16 protein-coding genes are annotated in these 17296 nt (G+C 42.9%); 5 read left to right on the top strand and 11 right to left on the bottom strand.

All coding sequences use genetic code 11. From position 1 onward, the window contains the following. Positions 1–52: 52 nt before the first annotated feature. The 11 genes from I6E83_RS10040 to ispH form a co-directional block, all read right to left on the bottom strand. Positions 53–370 (bottom strand): hypothetical protein, encoded by a 318-nt coding sequence (locus I6E83_RS10040; protein ID WP_194197685.1) that lies wholly within the window; start codon positions 368–370, stop codon positions 53–55. A gap of 184 nt (positions 371–554) precedes the next feature. After that, on the bottom strand, positions 555–866 hold the full coding sequence (locus I6E83_RS10035; protein WP_110923264.1) for a hypothetical protein: 312 nt from the start codon (positions 864–866) through the stop codon (positions 555–557). Between the two features lie 126 nt (positions 867–992). Further along, positions 993–1349 carry a hypothetical protein gene (locus I6E83_RS10030; RefSeq protein WP_197101616.1) on the bottom strand — a complete coding sequence of 119 codons (357 nt, stop codon included), beginning with the start codon at positions 1347–1349 and terminating at the stop codon, positions 993–995. Positions 1350–1499: 150 nt separating this feature from the next. Beyond that, positions 1500–2189 carry a ribulose-phosphate 3-epimerase gene (rpe, locus tag I6E83_RS10025; protein WP_110923266.1) on the bottom strand — a complete coding sequence of 230 codons (690 nt, stop codon included), beginning with the start codon at positions 2187–2189 and terminating at the stop codon, positions 1500–1502. A 112-nt stretch (positions 2190–2301) separates the two neighbouring features. Next, positions 2302–2550: a TIGR03643 family protein gene (locus I6E83_RS14930; RefSeq protein WP_320158392.1), complete on the bottom strand. Its 249-nt coding sequence runs from the start codon at positions 2548–2550 to the stop codon at positions 2302–2304. A 298-nt stretch (positions 2551–2848) separates the two neighbouring features. Further along, positions 2849–3739 carry an S-formylglutathione hydrolase gene (gene fghA, locus I6E83_RS10015; RefSeq protein ID WP_197101612.1) on the bottom strand — a complete coding sequence of 297 codons (891 nt, stop codon included), beginning with the start codon at positions 3737–3739 and terminating at the stop codon, positions 2849–2851. Between the two features lie 39 nt (positions 3740–3778). Further along, positions 3779–5260 (bottom strand): C13 family peptidase, encoded by a 1482-nt coding sequence (locus I6E83_RS10010; RefSeq protein ID WP_197101611.1) that lies wholly within the window; start codon positions 5258–5260, stop codon positions 3779–3781. A 423-nt stretch (positions 5261–5683) separates the two neighbouring features. Next, the gene (gene htpG, locus I6E83_RS10005; protein ID WP_197101608.1) at positions 5684–7651 is read right to left on the bottom strand and encodes a molecular chaperone HtpG; all 1968 of its coding nucleotides are present in this window, start codon (positions 7649–7651) and stop codon (positions 5684–5686) included. Between the two features lie 469 nt (positions 7652–8120). Beyond that, positions 8121–8936 carry a thioesterase family protein gene (locus tag I6E83_RS10000; RefSeq protein ID WP_197101606.1) on the bottom strand — a complete coding sequence of 272 codons (816 nt, stop codon included), beginning with the start codon at positions 8934–8936 and terminating at the stop codon, positions 8121–8123. Between the two features lie 28 nt (positions 8937–8964). Beyond that, positions 8965–9210, bottom strand: coding sequence for a hypothetical protein (locus I6E83_RS09995; protein WP_197101604.1), 246 nt, complete (start codon positions 9208–9210; stop codon positions 8965–8967). A 59-nt stretch (positions 9211–9269) separates the two neighbouring features. After that, positions 9270–10226 (bottom strand): 4-hydroxy-3-methylbut-2-enyl diphosphate reductase, encoded by a 957-nt coding sequence (gene ispH, locus I6E83_RS09990; RefSeq protein WP_197101602.1) that lies wholly within the window; start codon positions 10224–10226, stop codon positions 9270–9272. Between the two features lie 323 nt (positions 10227–10549). On the opposite strand from ispH, the gene gmk reads away from it, so the two are divergent. From gmk to I6E83_RS09965, 5 genes are all read left to right on the top strand, one after another. Beyond that, the gene (gmk, locus tag I6E83_RS09985) at positions 10550–11176 is read left to right on the top strand and encodes a guanylate kinase (RefSeq protein WP_197101600.1); all 627 of its coding nucleotides are present in this window, start codon (positions 10550–10552) and stop codon (positions 11174–11176) included. Between the two features lie 187 nt (positions 11177–11363). Beyond that, positions 11364–11624 carry a DNA-directed RNA polymerase subunit omega gene (rpoZ, locus tag I6E83_RS09980; RefSeq protein ID WP_110923274.1) on the top strand — a complete coding sequence of 87 codons (261 nt, stop codon included), beginning with the start codon at positions 11364–11366 and terminating at the stop codon, positions 11622–11624. Positions 11625–11957: 333 nt separating this feature from the next. Then, positions 11958–14156, top strand: a complete 2199-nt coding sequence (locus I6E83_RS09975; RefSeq protein ID WP_110923275.1) for a RelA/SpoT family protein — start codon at positions 11958–11960, stop codon at positions 14154–14156. Positions 14157–14436: 280 nt separating this feature from the next. Next, positions 14437–14817, top strand: a complete 381-nt coding sequence (locus I6E83_RS09970; protein WP_110923276.1) for a RidA family protein — start codon at positions 14437–14439, stop codon at positions 14815–14817. A gap of 142 nt (positions 14818–14959) precedes the next feature. Further along, positions 14960–17257 (top strand): primosomal protein N', encoded by a 2298-nt coding sequence (locus I6E83_RS09965; protein WP_197101598.1) that lies wholly within the window; start codon positions 14960–14962, stop codon positions 17255–17257. The last annotated feature ends 39 nt before the right edge of the window (positions 17258–17296 follow it).

Raw genomic sequence — 17296 nt, 5'->3', positions numbered from 1 at the left:
TTTTATGACTAAATTTTTAACTGGCTATTTAAATTCGCCAGAAAAATGAAAATCAGCTGTAGTGCGTTGGCTCTTTGTCATAGACATGTGCATGCCATTGGCTCATCTGCTTTTGCATAATGACCTGAATCGCTGCATGAATCATGTGCTGACCAATCGCTTGAGTATCACTACCAAGCAGCTCTTTGAGTTTTTCAGAAAAATCAATGGTCATCAATGGTGCTTCATCTTGTTCGGCATCACGCAATAGCAACCTACCATCATCCGCTTCTACTAGCTCAAGTGTGGTCTCTTTGGCAAATCCTGCAAATTGATCGGTACTCTCGTTATCTACTTCTATATCGTTATCGATATCGATATCGTATGGCATGAATTTGCTCCTTATTATCCCGTCCAATACTGGCAAAAAATCGCATATAGCCACATTATTGTTTTGCAGTAATACGGGTAAAACTGTCTTACTCATACAATGGACGCTTTCACCTTGGAATTCAAGGGCTGTCACATAAGTCTTCTACATAGATGAGCACTTAAATGAGATGTTTCTTATAAAATCAATGCCAGTAACGCAGCTTTCCTAAGGTAAATAAGAAGGCCACAAACATGCCAAGGTAATAAACAAGCTTTAGCTCAAGCGTGCGATCTCGATATTTGAACGGTAGTGCAACGGTGGCAGTCGCGGTAGGCAATATCAACAGCATGAGTAGCCAGTTTTCAATGACATTTAGCCAACCTTGTAAATCCGTACCATTACGCAACGAAGCCAAGCCCAATAGCAAGCACGCTATAATTAAGCTCGTAAACAAACCATTTGGTAAATCTTTTGGATAAATAATTCTGGCAATACTGGCTGGCATAATTCGCATGTAAAATCCCAGTCATACTTATATAGCATGACTTCATGATTAAAAAGTGTATAGAAAACAGCTTATAAAATATAACAACGCTACCTGTATTAAGTAGCATCGTCTTTGCGTTTGCTGCTAAAGCCTTTAACTATAAGTACCCATCAACCATAGCATCGAAATACAAGACGTCAAATAGCCCAAACTAATAGCATTCCAGCTCTCGATATGCATGCCTTTAACCTTGTTGAAAATACGTGATCCTACCCAAAACAACAGGGGAATACCCAGTACAAATGAGGGCACAATTACGGCTGCATGGCGCAATACTTCTCCGACATCATCGCCGACCATTAGACGAAAGCCATAACCTGCTAGACTGAGAATGAGTGCAAACACTGCTAGGCCAATAGTGATACCTTTCGGAACTAAGCTACGTTGCTGCGCTGTGCTTGCTGCTGGTTCCGGCGACACTAACGAGTTGATTGAATTTTTTGTGTCCATATTTCACCTACCTTTACGTAACTTGCTGTTAGGCATCGTTATAAGTTATACAGCATATTTTAAGACTCTTTTGCGCCAATAGCATTGGGGCATTTTCGCTATCACACTATACGGCAGTGACTGGCAGTTATTGACAGCTATTAGCAATTATTAACAGTTATTAGCCAATGCAAGCTCTACACGCATCGCGTCGATAGCAGCCTTATAGTCTTCTTGGTTAAATATCGCAGATCCCGCGACGAACATATCAGCGCCTGCCTCAGCTATCGCACGAATATTACTGGCTTTGACACCACCATCGACTTCTAGTCTAATGTCTCGGCCACTGGTAATAATACGCTGACGAACTTGGCGCACTTTGTCCAGAGTACCTTCAATAAACGACTGGCCACCGTAGCCAGGGTTGACACTCATCAGTAGAATTTGATCCACTTTATCCATGACATAGTCTAAATAATGCAATGGCGTTGCTGGATTCAATACTAGGCCACATTCGGCACCACCGTCTTTAATGAGCTGTAACGAACGGTCAATGTGTCCACTGGCTTCTGGATGAAAAGTAATAATGCTCGCACCCGCTTCCAAGAACTGCTCAATCATACTATCGACAGGTGACACCATCAGATGTACATCGATAGGTGCATCAATGCCATAGTCGCGCAGCGCCTTACAAATCATACTACCAAACGTCAAATTGGGTACGTAATGATTGTCCATCACATCAAAATGAATCACATCGGCACCCGACTCTAATACCTTTTCGACTTCTTCGCCTAAACGTGCAAAATCAGCTGAGAGTATCGATGGTGCAATAAGATATGGTTTAGAAGGACTAATCATAATTGAGCTACCTAATTGATATATAAATAAAGTATTAATAAAATAGAAAGAAACTTGCAACGGGTGTGTCTATTATAGCAGGCATCAAGCGACTGATATTAAGTACGGATGACTAGCGCTGCTTGTACTGAGTTTTACAATAAGCACGACCAACACCAAAATCTCGTTTCGCTTGATGTTTGGTAGCGCGGTTGCTTACTCGCTGACGCCATAATCGAAAAGACGACGGCTTGAGCTCTTGGCGCATGAGTTTAATAACCCCTGCTTCATTGAGACCATAGCTGTGCTCGATAGCGCCAAACGGCGTCCTGTCTTCCCATGCCATCTCTATCACTCGTGAGACTTGAATCTCATCAAGCACTCTATCACCCGCGTCATTGATGTTTTTTGCGACAAACTCATCTGCGTTAGCTTTAGAGACTTGTTCACTGTTGCTATGCTGCTTATTTTTTAGAGCGGCATCCATTTCAGCTTGCATGGTCTCAAGTGCTGACGGCGCACTTTTAGACTCTGAGTGGGTGTTACGTATTGAATGGGTCTCACGTATTGAATTCGCATCGGAATTAGATGCTGTTAAATATTGATAACTTGCCATAATTTTACCTTTTAAACATTAGCGCGTGTTGAGCAGCTTAGTGAAAAGATTTCAATATCAATGCCTAGCTAAGTTGTGCCATGCGCCAATGATGTTCGATATGGTCGTTGATAACGCTCTGAATAAAATAATAACTATGGTCGTGACCTGCCTGATAACGCAATGTTAAAGGCTGTTTGGCTTTTTCACAAGCCTGTTGTAGCTTAGACGTTTGCAACTGACCTTCTGCTAAGAAATTATCCGCAGCGCCTTGATCAACCAAAATACTCGAGTACTGCTGACCGACTTTTTCGATCGTCTTTGAGGCATCTGCTTGCGACCATAATGACTCATCCTTACCAAAATACTCAGTGTAAGCAGCCTCACCCCACGCTGACTCACTGGCAGCGCATACTGGCGACAGTGCAGAAACACTGACAAACTTACTTGGGAATTTAAATCCTAAAAGCAGCGCGCCGTGACCACCCATCGAGTGCCCTGTGATACCAATGCTATGGATTGGGAACTCTGAGCGCAGCAAATCATATAACTCATCGACAATGTAGCTTTGCATATTGAAGTTGTCTACCCAAGGTGCTTGGGTAGCATCGATATAATAGCTGGCACCTTGACCCACAAAATAGCGCTCATCATTGGGCACATCATGGCCTTCACTGCTTCTAGGAGAAGTATCAGGCGCGATCAAGATCATGCCAAGCTCACTACATTTCTGTTGGAAATGCGCTTTGTGCGTGACATTATCAGCATTACAAGTGAGGCCTGACAAGTAAAGAATCGCTGGACAAAGTCGGCCAGCAAGCGCTTCGTCAGGCAGATAAATGCTGAACGTCATTGGCGTTTTGGTAGACGTTGATTGATGACTATAATAGTGTTGCTCGCCATCAAAACAGCGATTCACACTTTTCTTTGTCAGCGGTGAGTTGGCGGATAAACTGTGATTATAAGAATGATTCATGAGTGATGTTCCTTTTGTTCAAAGCAAAATACACAATATTTAGTTTGTAGTACTGGCGGTCTCAACGACTGGCTGATTACCATCATTATTATTAACGATGTTAATAGCTGTATTATTAGACTCGTTAGCGATACTAGCGACAGATGGTCGAGTGTTATCAAATAACACTTGTTCGAACGCAGGCAATGCTGTTTCCATGAGACTACCAATGACCATCTGCGGCTCTGATGGCTCAAAGCCCATTAAGCTCTCGCGTTCACTAACACGCAATCTCGCGTCTTTAAATGCTGTCTCAAAACTGGTGTTACTTCGCAGACTCTCAGCAAAAAATGCTTGCCCAAAATAAGTCATCTCTGCTGTATTGGTACAGCCAAATGAGGCTTTGTCAGCAGCAGATGCGGTAATCACCACCGTGGTTGGAGATGCCAAATCATCGATAAATGAGCCTGAATAACAAGCAGATACTACAATTACACGCCAGCGAATACCTGAAGCATCTAACGCCTCACGTAGCCACGCAGCATCTAAATTGTCCATCTCAATGGGTGGATTTGCCAGTTGTACGATGTCCTCGTTGCCATGTGAAGATAGCGTGAGAAATAAGACATCTTCGTCGGCATTCATCTGCTGACCGATTATTTTTAGGCCACGTAAGATACTGGTCTTGGTAGCGATTGGCTCATCCATCCAGCTATAGGTGTTGTTAATCAATGAAAGTGAGTGCCCACTAGTGCCGAAACGCACATCGAACAGCTCACGTACCTTATTAATCTCAGAACGGAAAACGTTTTGATCAGAGAAACCTGCAACACCCATGAAGTACCAGTCAGTCTTACCTGGCGTACTTGGATCAATGCTGTTTAATGCTTGCTGTAATAAACGTGGCTGCTCATATAATGCCGCTTCTTCTAAAACAGGCTCTACAGGAATCTGCTTAAATATCGGTTGGTCAGCGACATTACGCTGCCAAATCGTGAGAAGTGCCACAGCACCTACCAGTACGATCACCCGCTCCCACCACGGTATACGCAAGCGATGGAAGAAAATCCACATCAACGCTAACGTCTGCCATAAAAACAGCACTAAAAATAAGACGGGTAAAAATGAATAACTCCAATTAGGCAACCAACCATAGCTACTCAAGTATTGCACCAAGCTCTGTAATAGCGCTGACAATGTATCAGCGACCAACCACAAGACCACGGGTACAAAAACTAGCGCTTGATTACCAGCACGCCGTGCCAGAATAATGCCGCTCAATAGGATAATCATCGGCCAAATTAGATAACTGACCAACCCTTGCTCATTAAAGATACTGCCACTTTCGGCAGCCAACCAAGAAAACAATACATTGCTACCGAGTGCTAATAGTGCAAACACGGCAAACTGTATAAAAGTGGGCTTGACCCAAGAAAACGCACGCGTCGACCCTACCAGCATCCATAAGGTTGCAATAATATTGGCAGCGAAGTTGAGCGAAAAGCGCTGAAGAGATACGGTTTTTAACGACGCAAGTGACAAAGACTTAGACCTCTAGCCAGCCGAGAAAATAAAGTGAGTCAATGATAAGTATAGTCGGGGTAATTTAGAGTTAATACAAGGCAACCGAGTGTAAATAGTACAGCTGTACCACACACAAGATTAGCACCGTATCAATCTACCAATACTTTGACTATATTTTGATATGTTAGCCATTTAATGCCATTAATTTACATTTTTACGTGGCATATAAATATCAATTTTATATTTAATTCACTATGAAATGATTATAAAAGGCATCAAATACTGCCTAATAGTTTAGCTCGCTAATCTATCGCGATTGTAACGGATTGTCGGTCAAGAGGATAAGGCTGATTTGTAAAATTTGCTCATATTTGAGCTGAAAAACCAACAAAAAAAAGAGGCCTTGCGTACAAGACCTCTTTTTTTATCAAATACTAGTCATTACCTCATCAATAACTCATTAACACGTTTTAGATAAGCGGCTGGATCCTCTAATTGACCACCATCTGCGAGCAATGCTTGATCAAAAATTACTTGCGCCAAATCATCAAATTGTTCGCTGCTCTCAAGCTTCTTAATCAATGGATGATCAGGGTTTACTTCAAGCGTTGGTTTGCTCTCTGGTACGTCCTGTCCCATCTGTTTAAGCATCTGAATCATCTGTGGTGACAACTCACCTTCACCCACAACCAAACAAGCTGGGCTATCAACCAAACGAGTAGACACTTTAACGTCTTTAGCACGTGCGCTTAGAGCCGCTTTGAGCTTATCGACTACAGGCTTTAAGGTTTCTTCTGCTTTTGACGCTTCCGCTTTCTCTGCTTCATCTTGCAAGTCGCCTAAATCTACTGCGCCTTTTGCGATGTTTTGCAGCGGTGTCTCATCAAATGAGGTTAAGAAATTCATCGCCCACTCATCGACACGACTGGTCATCAGAATAACTTCGATGCCTTTCTTTTTGAACAGCTCAAGTTGCGGGCTATTTTTTGCCGCAGCCAAGTTATCAGCCGTTAGATAGTAGATGGATTTTTGACCCTCTTTCATACGGCCTTTATAATCTTCAAAACTGGTTTTTAGACCATCTTGCGTGCTGGTGGCATAACGAAGCAATTTGGCAATACGTTCTTGATTGCCCATGTCTTCGCCAAGACCTTCTTTGATAACATCACCAAACTCTGCATAGAACTGTGCAAACTTTTCTTGCTTATCACTGTCTTCGCTATTGCCCAAACTTGCCAATGTCGTCAAGATACGACGCGCGTTACCATCACGGATAGACTTCACATCACGTGACTCTTGTAATAGCTCACGGCTGACGTTCAGTGGCAAGTCTGCTGAATCGATAACACCTTTGACAAAGCGCAGATACATCGGTAGCAGCTGCTCTGCTTCATCCATAATGAAAACACGTTTGACGTACAATTTGAGACCATGTTGCTGCTCTCTAGTGTACAAATCTGCTGGTGCTTTTGTAGGAATATACAAAAGCTGCGTGTACTGAACACGGCCTTCTACACGGTTATGTGTCCACGTAAGCGGCGCATCCATGTCATATGAGATGTTTTTATAGAAATCAACATACTCATCATCTTCAATCTCAGATGCTGAACGTGTCCATAGTGCACTGGCCTTGTTAATGGTTTCCCATTCGTCAGTCAATACCATCTCGCCACCAGCAGGTGCCTGATCATCAGAGCTGTCGTCTTCGGCTACGTCTTCTTGCCAGATCTCTTTACGCATCTGAATCGGTAAGCTGATATGATCTGAGTACTTATTAACCAAACGCTTGATTTTGCCACGATCTAGATAGCTGTCTTCACCTTCAGAATACTCTTCTTTCAAGTGCAAAGTGATCGCAGTGCCGCGTGCAGCTTTCGTGATAGGCTCAACGGTAAAGCTACCTGTACCATCTGATACCCAGCGTACGCCTGTATCCGCAGGTTCGCCCGCTTTGCGTGATTCAACACTAATCGTATCGGCAACGATGAAGCCTGAGTAAAAACCAACCCCAAACTGTCCGATTAGTTGACCTTCTTGCTTTTGTGATTCAGACAATTTGTCTAAAAAAGCTTTGGTGCCTGACTTGGCAATCGTACCTAAGTTTTCGATAGCATCGGCTTCATTCATACCAATACCATTATCGGTAAAGGTAATCGTTTTGGCTTCTTCATCAACGGCAATGCGAATTTTTAACTCGCCATCATCTTCATAAAGACTGTCATCATTGGTACCTTCAAAACGCAATTTGTCACAAGCATCAGAGGCATTAGACACCAATTCACGGACAAAGATGTCAGCGTTAGAATATAGCGAATGCGTCACTAAATGCAGCAACTGCGCCACTTCCGCTTCAAACGTATGTTTTTTTAACTCTGGATTCAGACCTTCAGCTTGAGTTGCTTCACTCATAAAAACTCCTTTAAATTCTATGAAAGACCTATTATAAGATAACGATAAACTTGCCAGAGCTGACCTACTAATACTAGAAAATCTGCCGTGTGTAATATCGTTAAACTGTCTATACTAATAGGGGCATAGAAGAAAATTTCAAGCGTAAATGGGTTATTCAATAAAAAACACCGTCTTAGTTTGCTAAGGCGGTGTTTTCAGATAGTACTTATTATTGCTTAGTACTCATAAAAGCTTTCTTTCAATAGTAAATAACTCAAGTTGCACAGCTTATTCTGAATAAGCTTCTAGCAATATATCCAAAATAGTAGTGAGTTTTTTTGAAAAACGATTGTTCTTTTTCATAGTAACCTTCAGTGCAGTCATATTGTCTTGGTAGACACCATTACAACCGATTACTATTATTTTGTAAAACCTATTAAATATATATTTTTGTTTTGTTTTTTAAAACAATATAAACTTTCAACGTTTAGCGCGGCATCGGACGAATAGTCAAAATTTGCTCACTGCGACCAAACGGCCCTTGTACGTCATGCAACACAGCGCTGGTTAGCCCTATCCCATCATCACCGTATTGCTGCACGGCTTCGATACCGAGCCAGCGACCTTGTGGTATACGGTGCATATGGATTTGCAAATCAGTGTTTGGAAACATCCATTCTAATTTTGACAACCCAAGACCGAGTCGCGGTACGACACCATTGGCGGTATCAACCATGCCTAGCAAATGAACCATGTCATCTGTAGGTTCGCCTTCGATCATTTCCATATCATTGGTGATCCATACCATCCCTTTACCAGGGCGACGGTCAGGTTCCGCAACTAGGCGTACGCTTTCGATAAAACCACCCGGCCAGCCTTTCATATCGTCCCAAACTGGCAAATTTTCAGGTTTATGTTTGGCTTTTTGGTCTTCAAGCCCTGCTATAGGACTGGTATCTTGCGTCATGAGTCGCCACGCCCGTGCAATGATGGCATCGCGACCGCGACTGCTCATCACTGCCTCAACCAGCTCAATGGTCTTGCCCGGACGAATACAACGCGTGGTAATGGTAAAATCATCAAGCGGTATTAACCCTAAAATATCGAGACTGATACGGGCAATACGGGTGCCTGCTTGCGGTACATAGCCTTTTAGTTCAGCAGTAAGCAAGCCTGTCGCTGGTGCCATGTGTTGCTCATGCTCATTCCAAGCACCTTGTGCATGCTTGGTTGGCTGATAATATGCCACGCTAACGCCATCATCCTGCTGTTCTCGTTTGATAAACTTATAATAAGCGGTCATAACTGTCCTATATTTTTTGTTTTTTATTCTATTGAGTAAGCTCTTGCTTTCTTAGCATGAGGATATTACGAGCTTTTCTTATAAAAAATAATAAAAAAATCATCAGCACAACGAGTGCTGCATAAAAAAATGTTTTTTCTAACATAAATTTCATCATGTTCATAAACAACACAAATGCTACTACCACAGTCACCAGCATATTAATTTTTAATTGCTTATTAACTTCAGCGAGAGTGGCAGTTGCTAGTACAAATTTATTGTTTTGCTTGTTCATTCTACTGTGCTCATAGTAGGTTATTTTAATCGCGAACCTTTATAGTAACTGATTTTACGCTACTTACCGACTTGGGTAATCGGAATACGTAGCGCTTTGGGCAAGCTAAATATCACGTTTTCCTCAATACCTGATAACTCGCTAGGCAGGTCGCCACCCCAGTCTTGGAGCTGTTGCAGTACTTCTTGAATCAATACTTCAGGCGCTGATGCACCAGCAGTCACACCTATACTCTGCACACCCTCTAACCAGCTTCTGTCCATTTCACTGGCATTATCTATCAAATAAGCGTGGCAATTCATACGCTCTGCTAATTCACGCAGGCGGTTAGAGTTTGATGAATTTGGTGAGCCGACGACTAAGACCACCTCACAGCGACTGGCTAAGTCTTTTACCGCATCTTGGCGGTTTTGGGTGGCATAGCAAATATCGTCTTTGCGTGGCCCTTGAATACTAGGGAACTTGTCACGTAGCGCATCGATGACGCGCGCTGTATCGTCCATAGATAAAGTGGTTTGAGTGACAAATGCTAGACGCTCAGGATCTTGTACCGTCAATGCTGCGACATCACTTTCATCTTCAACCAAATGAATATGACCACCATGGCGGCGGTTAAAGCGCCCCATCGTGCCTTCCACTTCAGGGTGCCCAGCATGACCAATCAATACCGCATCCATCCCATCTTGTGCAAACTTAGCGACCTCAATGTGTACCTTGGTCACTAGCGGACACGTAGCATCAAATACCGTCAAATCACGACGCTCCGCTTCATCTTCCACCGCTTTTGACACGCCATGAGCAGAGAAAATAACAATAGAGCCATCTGGCACTTCGTGAAGCTCTTCGACGAATACCGCACCGCGATTGGCCAAGTCAGAAACGACAAATTTGTTGTGTACCACCTCGTGGCGAACATAAATGGGTGGCTCAAAACGTGTCAATGCTTCGTTCACAATCGCAATCGCGCGATCCACACCAGCACAAAATCCACGTGGATTGGCAAGATAAATTTGCATAAGAAGGCCTATCATTAGATAATTTATAGTTAAAGCTTATTTTAAAAGCTTCAATTCAAATATTGGGATGAATTCATTCTGCTACTTTAGCATAATTTGCTTTTATTGCTCTTGAAAATAGCATGTACTAATAGCAATGAGTGATACAACTCACTGATATAACAGTAGCGTCTGGACAAGAGTGGCTTTAATTAAAATAAAAGCCACAAAAGCAGTTTATAATGACTTACTTCACATAGCTTCTATCGCCTTGTATGATGACGATTTTTATTTTTACCAGTCTTTAATTGTTTATCAGAACACACTCCATTAGGACAAATTGTATGACAGGTTCATTATTTATTATTACCGCCGCCTCTGGTACTGGCAAAACTTCACTGGTTAAGCAGTTACTTGCCACCACCAATGACTTAACGGTCAGTGTGTCACACACAACTCGCACCCCGCGTCCTGGTGAGATTGATGGTCATCATTATCATTTTACCAACGTAGATAGCTTCTTGGCAGATATCAATGAAAACAAGTTTTTAGAACACGCAGAAGTATTTGGTAACTATTATGGGACGTCAGAACAGAGCGTGCGTACGCAGTTAGAAGCAGGCGTTGATGTCATCTTAGAGATTGATTGGCAAGGCGCATTGCAAGTGAAAAAAATCTTTACTGAAGCGACGATGGTTTTTATCTTGCCGCCCAGTCTCGCCACCTTACGTCAGCGCTTATCGACTCGTGCACAAGACAGTATAGAAGTTATCGAGCAGCGTTTGGCAGGTTCAGTGAACGAGATGTCACAGTATGTGCATGCTGACTTTGTAATTATCAATGACAACTTTGAAGTCGCATTAACTGAACTAAAGGCCATTATCGTGGCAGATAGACAGACTCTCGCTCGCCAGCAGCAGCGTTATCACCGCACGATTAGTAACTTGCTCAACAGCAACGTAGACGTATAAACCAAGCACCGATAACTGCCTAGTAGCGCATAAATTAAGTAGCGACAAACAGATACGCAAAAAGCAACTACGCGACTGGGCAAAAAATGCTATAATGTCTAGCTATTCCCCTTTTATATTTTTGATATTATTTTTATTGAGTAGCGGTAAAGTCCGAGACTAATAAAAACAACCGAGGTAGCTATTTATGGCACGAGTGACGATTGAAGATTGTTTGGATAATGTTGATAATCGCTTTGAACTAATTTTAGTAGCAAGTAAGCGCGCACGTCAATTGGCCAAAGGTCTCGCTGAGCCTATGGTTGATGTCGATAACGACAAGCCTACTGTATTGGCATTACGTGAAATTGCCGCTGGTAAAATCACTCGCGATATTCTGAATCAACCAGAGCATAATTTTGCGACCAGCTCGCTAGATTTAGCACTGTCAGGCGATCACAGTTTTTAGTAAACTGATTGCTAAAATAAGCATGTAGCTACTACATGCTTATAATAGAAACCACAGCTTATGCTGTGGTTTTTTGATTATAAATTATAACGATAGCTACTGGACTGTTTTAACCCCTATTTATCCGTCAACACCTACCACTGGGTTATAATTTTTAATTTTTTATAGCGCCGACTCGCTTAGCAGTTGACATTGAATGTGATTTGCGATTAATTAGAGGATGGGCTACCCATTTTTATCTTTTTCTCAAGATTTTTATAGTATTCACTCAGTCACCATTTACCTCGACAGACAATCAGGCAAATAGGTAATGGAAAATAGGATCGTTACTTTATGAGTCAAACCTTACCCAAACTCAGTCATCACCTAGTCGATGACGCTCAATATAATTTGCTGCGCTCAGTAGGTTATCTCACTGCCGCTGAACGCCGTGATATTGTTGATGCCTGTGAGTTCGGTGATATTGCGCACATTAAAGACAAGCGCAAATCAGGGGAACCTTATATCACCCACCCGATTGCAGTCGCTGAGATACTGGCAGGTTTTCGATTGGACCGAGATACCGTTATCGCCGCCATTTTGCATGATACGGTCGAAGATACTGATGTGAGCTATGAGCAAGTTGAGCAGCGCTATGGCATAGTGGTGGCAAGATTGGTTGATGGTGTGACCAAGCTAAAATCCTCTTCGCATAATAAGCAACAAAATAAAGCCGCGACTTTTCATAAGATTTTGACCGCCACACTTGCTGATCCACGTGTGTTAATTATTAAGCTTGCCGACCGTTTGCACAATATGTCTACGCTTGACGCAGTGCGTCCTGAAAAGCAACGCACGACGGCACAAGAAACCCTAGATTTTTATGTACCATTTGCACGGCTCATGGGTCTCAATGATATTGCTGATTATATCGAGGTACTTTGCTATCGCAATCTTGACTCTGATATGTATAACAAGATCTCTGATAAGCTACTACAACACGGTCTTGGGCGTAACTTTCAAAGAGAAGCCATTCATCGCTATTTGAGTATTGTACTCAATAACTTGGATCTTAATGGACTGGTCACTGTCTTAGATAATCGAGTAGTGATATACCGTCAGTTTTTCCGAAACCGTGGCGAGATTAATGCGCTACTACGTCATTATGCGTTTGAGATTATTCTCGACAATATCGAAGCCTGTGACAAACTCGCTTATTACCTGATTAAAAAATACCAAATTGACGATACCCATATCGCGGATAATATTCGTCGACCTCTACCGGGCGGCAATCAATCGCTCACGCTTATCTATGAGCGCGATAACGATGTGGTCAAAGTGACTATTTTGACCAAGCAAATGCAAAGTGCCGCCAGACTCGGGGTCATCGGTGCAGAACATGCCTCCGATGTCAGTCAATCGGTCATTCAAGCATCACTGCGCAATATGAAAGACTTGGTCGATGAAGACAATTTAAATGCACACAGTCCTGATTTTGCAGCAGCCGTCGCTACGATTAATGAGCTGATGGATTATCTGCACTCCAGCAAAATCATCTGCTATAGCCCGAAAGGTCGTGCTTATGAACTCCCACAAGGGGCAACGGCATTAGACTTTGCTTATGCTGTCGGACCCATGGTTGGTAACGTGGCCGTTGGAGCCAATATCGAGGGCAAAGCTGCCAAACTTGGCACCGTGGTAAAAAATGGACAGCTGGTTGAAATCGAAGTCAACAGTCACTCAGAGCCGAAAGCAGAATGGCTTGGGTTTGTGGTCACCAACAAAGCCCGTGAAGAGATTTTGCGTTGGTTTAAAGACTTATCTGCCGCAGACAAGCAGCATCATGGTCAGCAAGCATTAGATAGAGCCCTTAGAACCTACCAAAAAAGTCTGGATGACTTGACTGAAAGTGACTGGAAAAACCTCACTGAATGGCGTGGATTAACAGAAAAAGATGCGCTATTTGAACAAATAAGCTCTGGCACACTACTACCGCAACTTGTAGTGACCCGCTTATTCAGCGATGAAGTTCATGATTTGCAAGCTCGAGAGCATAGCGATGACATGACTCAGCCACAACAGCTGATAGTAAATGCCTCTGGAGTTGAGCTCGATTTTGCCAACTGTTGTCATCCTATCTATGGCGATCCTATCGTTGGCCATTTATCGCGTCACGGTTTAGTAGTGCATCGACACAAATGCTTCTCTTTGGACGACATCCGTAAAGACAACCCTTATCAAGTGATTCAGCTACGTTGGCGCAATGATAAAGCGGTCAAACAAGGCGATCCAGATGAATACAATATTAAAAACACTGGCAAAATTCGCTTCCCTGCTTATTTGAAGCTCTCTGTTGCTCTCAGCGACGAACAAATCACTGAAGTCATTTATCATTTGCGCCAATTAAACATGGGTATCGAAACCGTTGATGTCCGTAACAGTGATACCATCATCCATATTATTGTACGTAGTCGCAATCATTTAGCACAGGGTATTCGAGAGCTGCGCTCATTACTTGGGTTTCCTAATATCATACGCCTATATCAACTATAGTATAGGGTCTGTTATTTATAAGAATAGTCTCTGAGTTGTTTTTAAGTCGTGTATAAGTCATCTTGAATTGGTTACTAGAGCGATGACTTATCGTTAAAACTTGCTTAAGAAAGCGTTGAATATTCTCTTCATCAATTTTAGAAAGCCCTAAAATAATGATAAACTGTTTTACTTGATTTTTAGCACCTACAATTAAAGCCTATCGTCATTTATACTGAAATCTACAAAATGATGATACGCCACTATTAACCAAACCAAAAAAGCATAAAAAGGACATAATATGACTCGTCAAACTATCCAAACTGATAAAGCCCCTGCCGCTGTTGGTACTTACTCACAAGCCGTAAAAGTCGGTAATACTGTTTATATTTCAGGTCAATTAGGTTTCGATCCTGATACGATGGAGTTAAGAGAAGGTTTTAAAGCGCAAGCAGAGCAAGTATTCGAAAATATCAAAGCCATCTGCGAAGCTGCTGGCGGCAGTTTGAATGACGTGGTTAAATTCAACGTATCATTAACTGATTTGAGTGATTTTGCTGTTCTAAACGAAGTATTCGTTGCCAATTTAAGCGAACCATACCCTGCCCGTGCAGCGGTTCAAGTAGCAGCATTACCTAAAGGTGGCGTGGTTGAGATTGAGTCTATTCTATATATTGACTAATTTTGACAGTGACTAATTTTAATGGTGACTCTGCTTAAATAAAATATTGTATATTGAACCATCATAAGCTTAGCATCATGCTAAGCTTATTAGTCTCTGTCTCTTTTTTTTACATCAATCTCATTAAATTGCGAAGCCTTTTATGTTGGTACAAGTTGCTCTGCCCGTGCCCCTTTATCGGGTATTTGACTATAGCCTACCAGCAAATGCGCATGCTTTGCCAAATACGATTATCACATCCATACCACCTATTGGTAGCCGCGTCGAAGTATCATTCGGTCGTCAGACTCTAATCGGTATCGTCGTTGCTCATATCTCCAAAGCCGATAGTAGCGTGCCACTTAACAAGCTCAAACCTATCAATAAATGCTTAGATGCTGAGCCTATTTTAGATGAGCGTATGCTAAAGCTCGCTTCTTGGCTATCGCGTTATTATCACTACCCCCTCGGTGACGTTTTAGCAGTGATCTTGCCAACCCTCGTTCGTCAGGGTAAGCCGTTAGATCTGCTGATTACCCATTGGCGAATTCTGCCCCATATCACAGACGATGACTTTCATACCAATGCAAAAAAGCAGAAACAGCAATTTGATATGCTCAAGCTGCATGGCGATCGCGGCGCAAGTGAAGATGTGCTGTTATTAGAAGGCATGCAAAGAGCGTTCTTAAAAACGCTGGAAGGAAAAGGACTTATTGAGCGCTATATTGAGCCTAAACAAGCACCTGCACCTGTTAAGCTCGCAAAAATGCCGCTTGATCTCAACGATGAGCAAAAGCTTGCTGTTGAAGCCATCGTCGCTGCACATGAATCTGGCTGCTATACAGGATTTTTGCTAAACGGCATCACTGGTAGCGGTAAAACCGAAGTCTATCTACAAGCGATGCAGGCAGTATTAGAAGCCGGCAAACAAGTCTTAATTTTGGTGCCCGAGATTGGATTGACCCCGCAAACTCGTGCACGATTCGCCAGTCGATTTGCAGCACATATTGTCTTGCTACATTCAGGGATGAACAATACCCATCGTTTGCAAGGATGGCAAGACTGTCGCACCGGTCATGCACAAGTCATCATTGGTACACGCTCATCAGTACTGTATCCCTTTGCAAACTTAGGGTTAATTGTCGTCGATGAGGCACATGATGGTTCCTACAAACAACAAGACACACTGCGTTATCATGCCGCTGACGTTGCACTATACCGCGGGCTACAAGCCAACATTCCAGTTGTGCTAGGTACAGCCACCCCTTCCCTTGAACATCTAAAATTGGTCGATGATGGCAAACTCGTAGAATGCCAACTGCTCACTCGTCCTGGCAATGCCAAGCCTGCCACCATGCAACTCATCGATGCCCGCCTGCAAAGCACACATCAACAAGCACAAGACGATGGCGCGCGCTACGATACAGGTTTGACTGATGCATTAATTGGGGCAATACGAAAAACACTAGAAGCGGGCAATCAGGTATTGATATTCCTAAACCGTCGTGGCTATGCGCCTGTTTTATTATGCGAGGCTTGTGGTTGGCAGGCCGACTGTCCGCGCTGTGATGCTCATTTAACCGTTCATTATAATAGCCAGTCTCAACATAACACTTACGTCAGCAACTCTTATTTAAAATGTCACCATTGCGACTGGCAATCCTATATTCCTACTGTGTGTCCTGATTGTGGTAGTCAAAATTTGGATGCCAAAGGCATGGGGACCACGAGGCTCAGCGAAAACCTGCATGCTATTTTTGCCAATCCGCAAACCAGTAAAGAGCTGTACCCCATTATTCAGATAGACCGTGATACCACAAGACGTAAAGACAGCTGGGAAAATATCTACCAGCGTATCAACGAAGGCACTCCTGCCATATTAGTCGGCACACAAATGGTCGCAAAAGGTCATCACTTCCCTAACGTCACACTGGTCTGTTTGCCTAACGCTGATCGTGGCTTTTTGTCAGCAGATTTTCGCTCACCTGAGCATACTGCACAGCTTATGATTCAAGTGGCTGGGCGCGCTGGACGCGGTGATAAATCTGGACAAGTATTGATTCAGACACTGCAACCAGATAATGAGCTATTATTAAAGCTCGTGAAGGATGGATATTTATCATTTGCGCGTGAACTACTACAAGAGCGTAAAATGATGGGGTTGCCGCCTCATACTCATGCTGCGTTGATACGCTGTGAGGGCAAGACACTTGCCGCCACTACTCAAGCGCTCAAAGATGCCATTAGTATTCTACCGAACGCACATAATCTGGCCGTGCTTGGTCCTATCGATGCACCGATGAGTAAAAAGAACAGTCGTTACCATGCGCAACTATTGCTCTTAGCCAAAGATAGACGTCAATTACACCATGTACTTAATCAATGGTGGGAGCCAGTACTTGCCTTGCCAAATGCGAAGTATCTCAAGCTTACCTTGGACATTGATCCAGTTGGTTGGTAACCTAAATACCTTAAGCACCTATCGCTAAACTCTGTAAAG

The organism is Psychrobacter sp. SZ93C1, from assembly GCF_015864635.1.
GTDB lineage: Bacteria > Pseudomonadota > Gammaproteobacteria > Pseudomonadales > Moraxellaceae > Psychrobacter > Psychrobacter fozii.
This window is presented reverse-complemented; position numbering and strand designations above follow the sequence as displayed.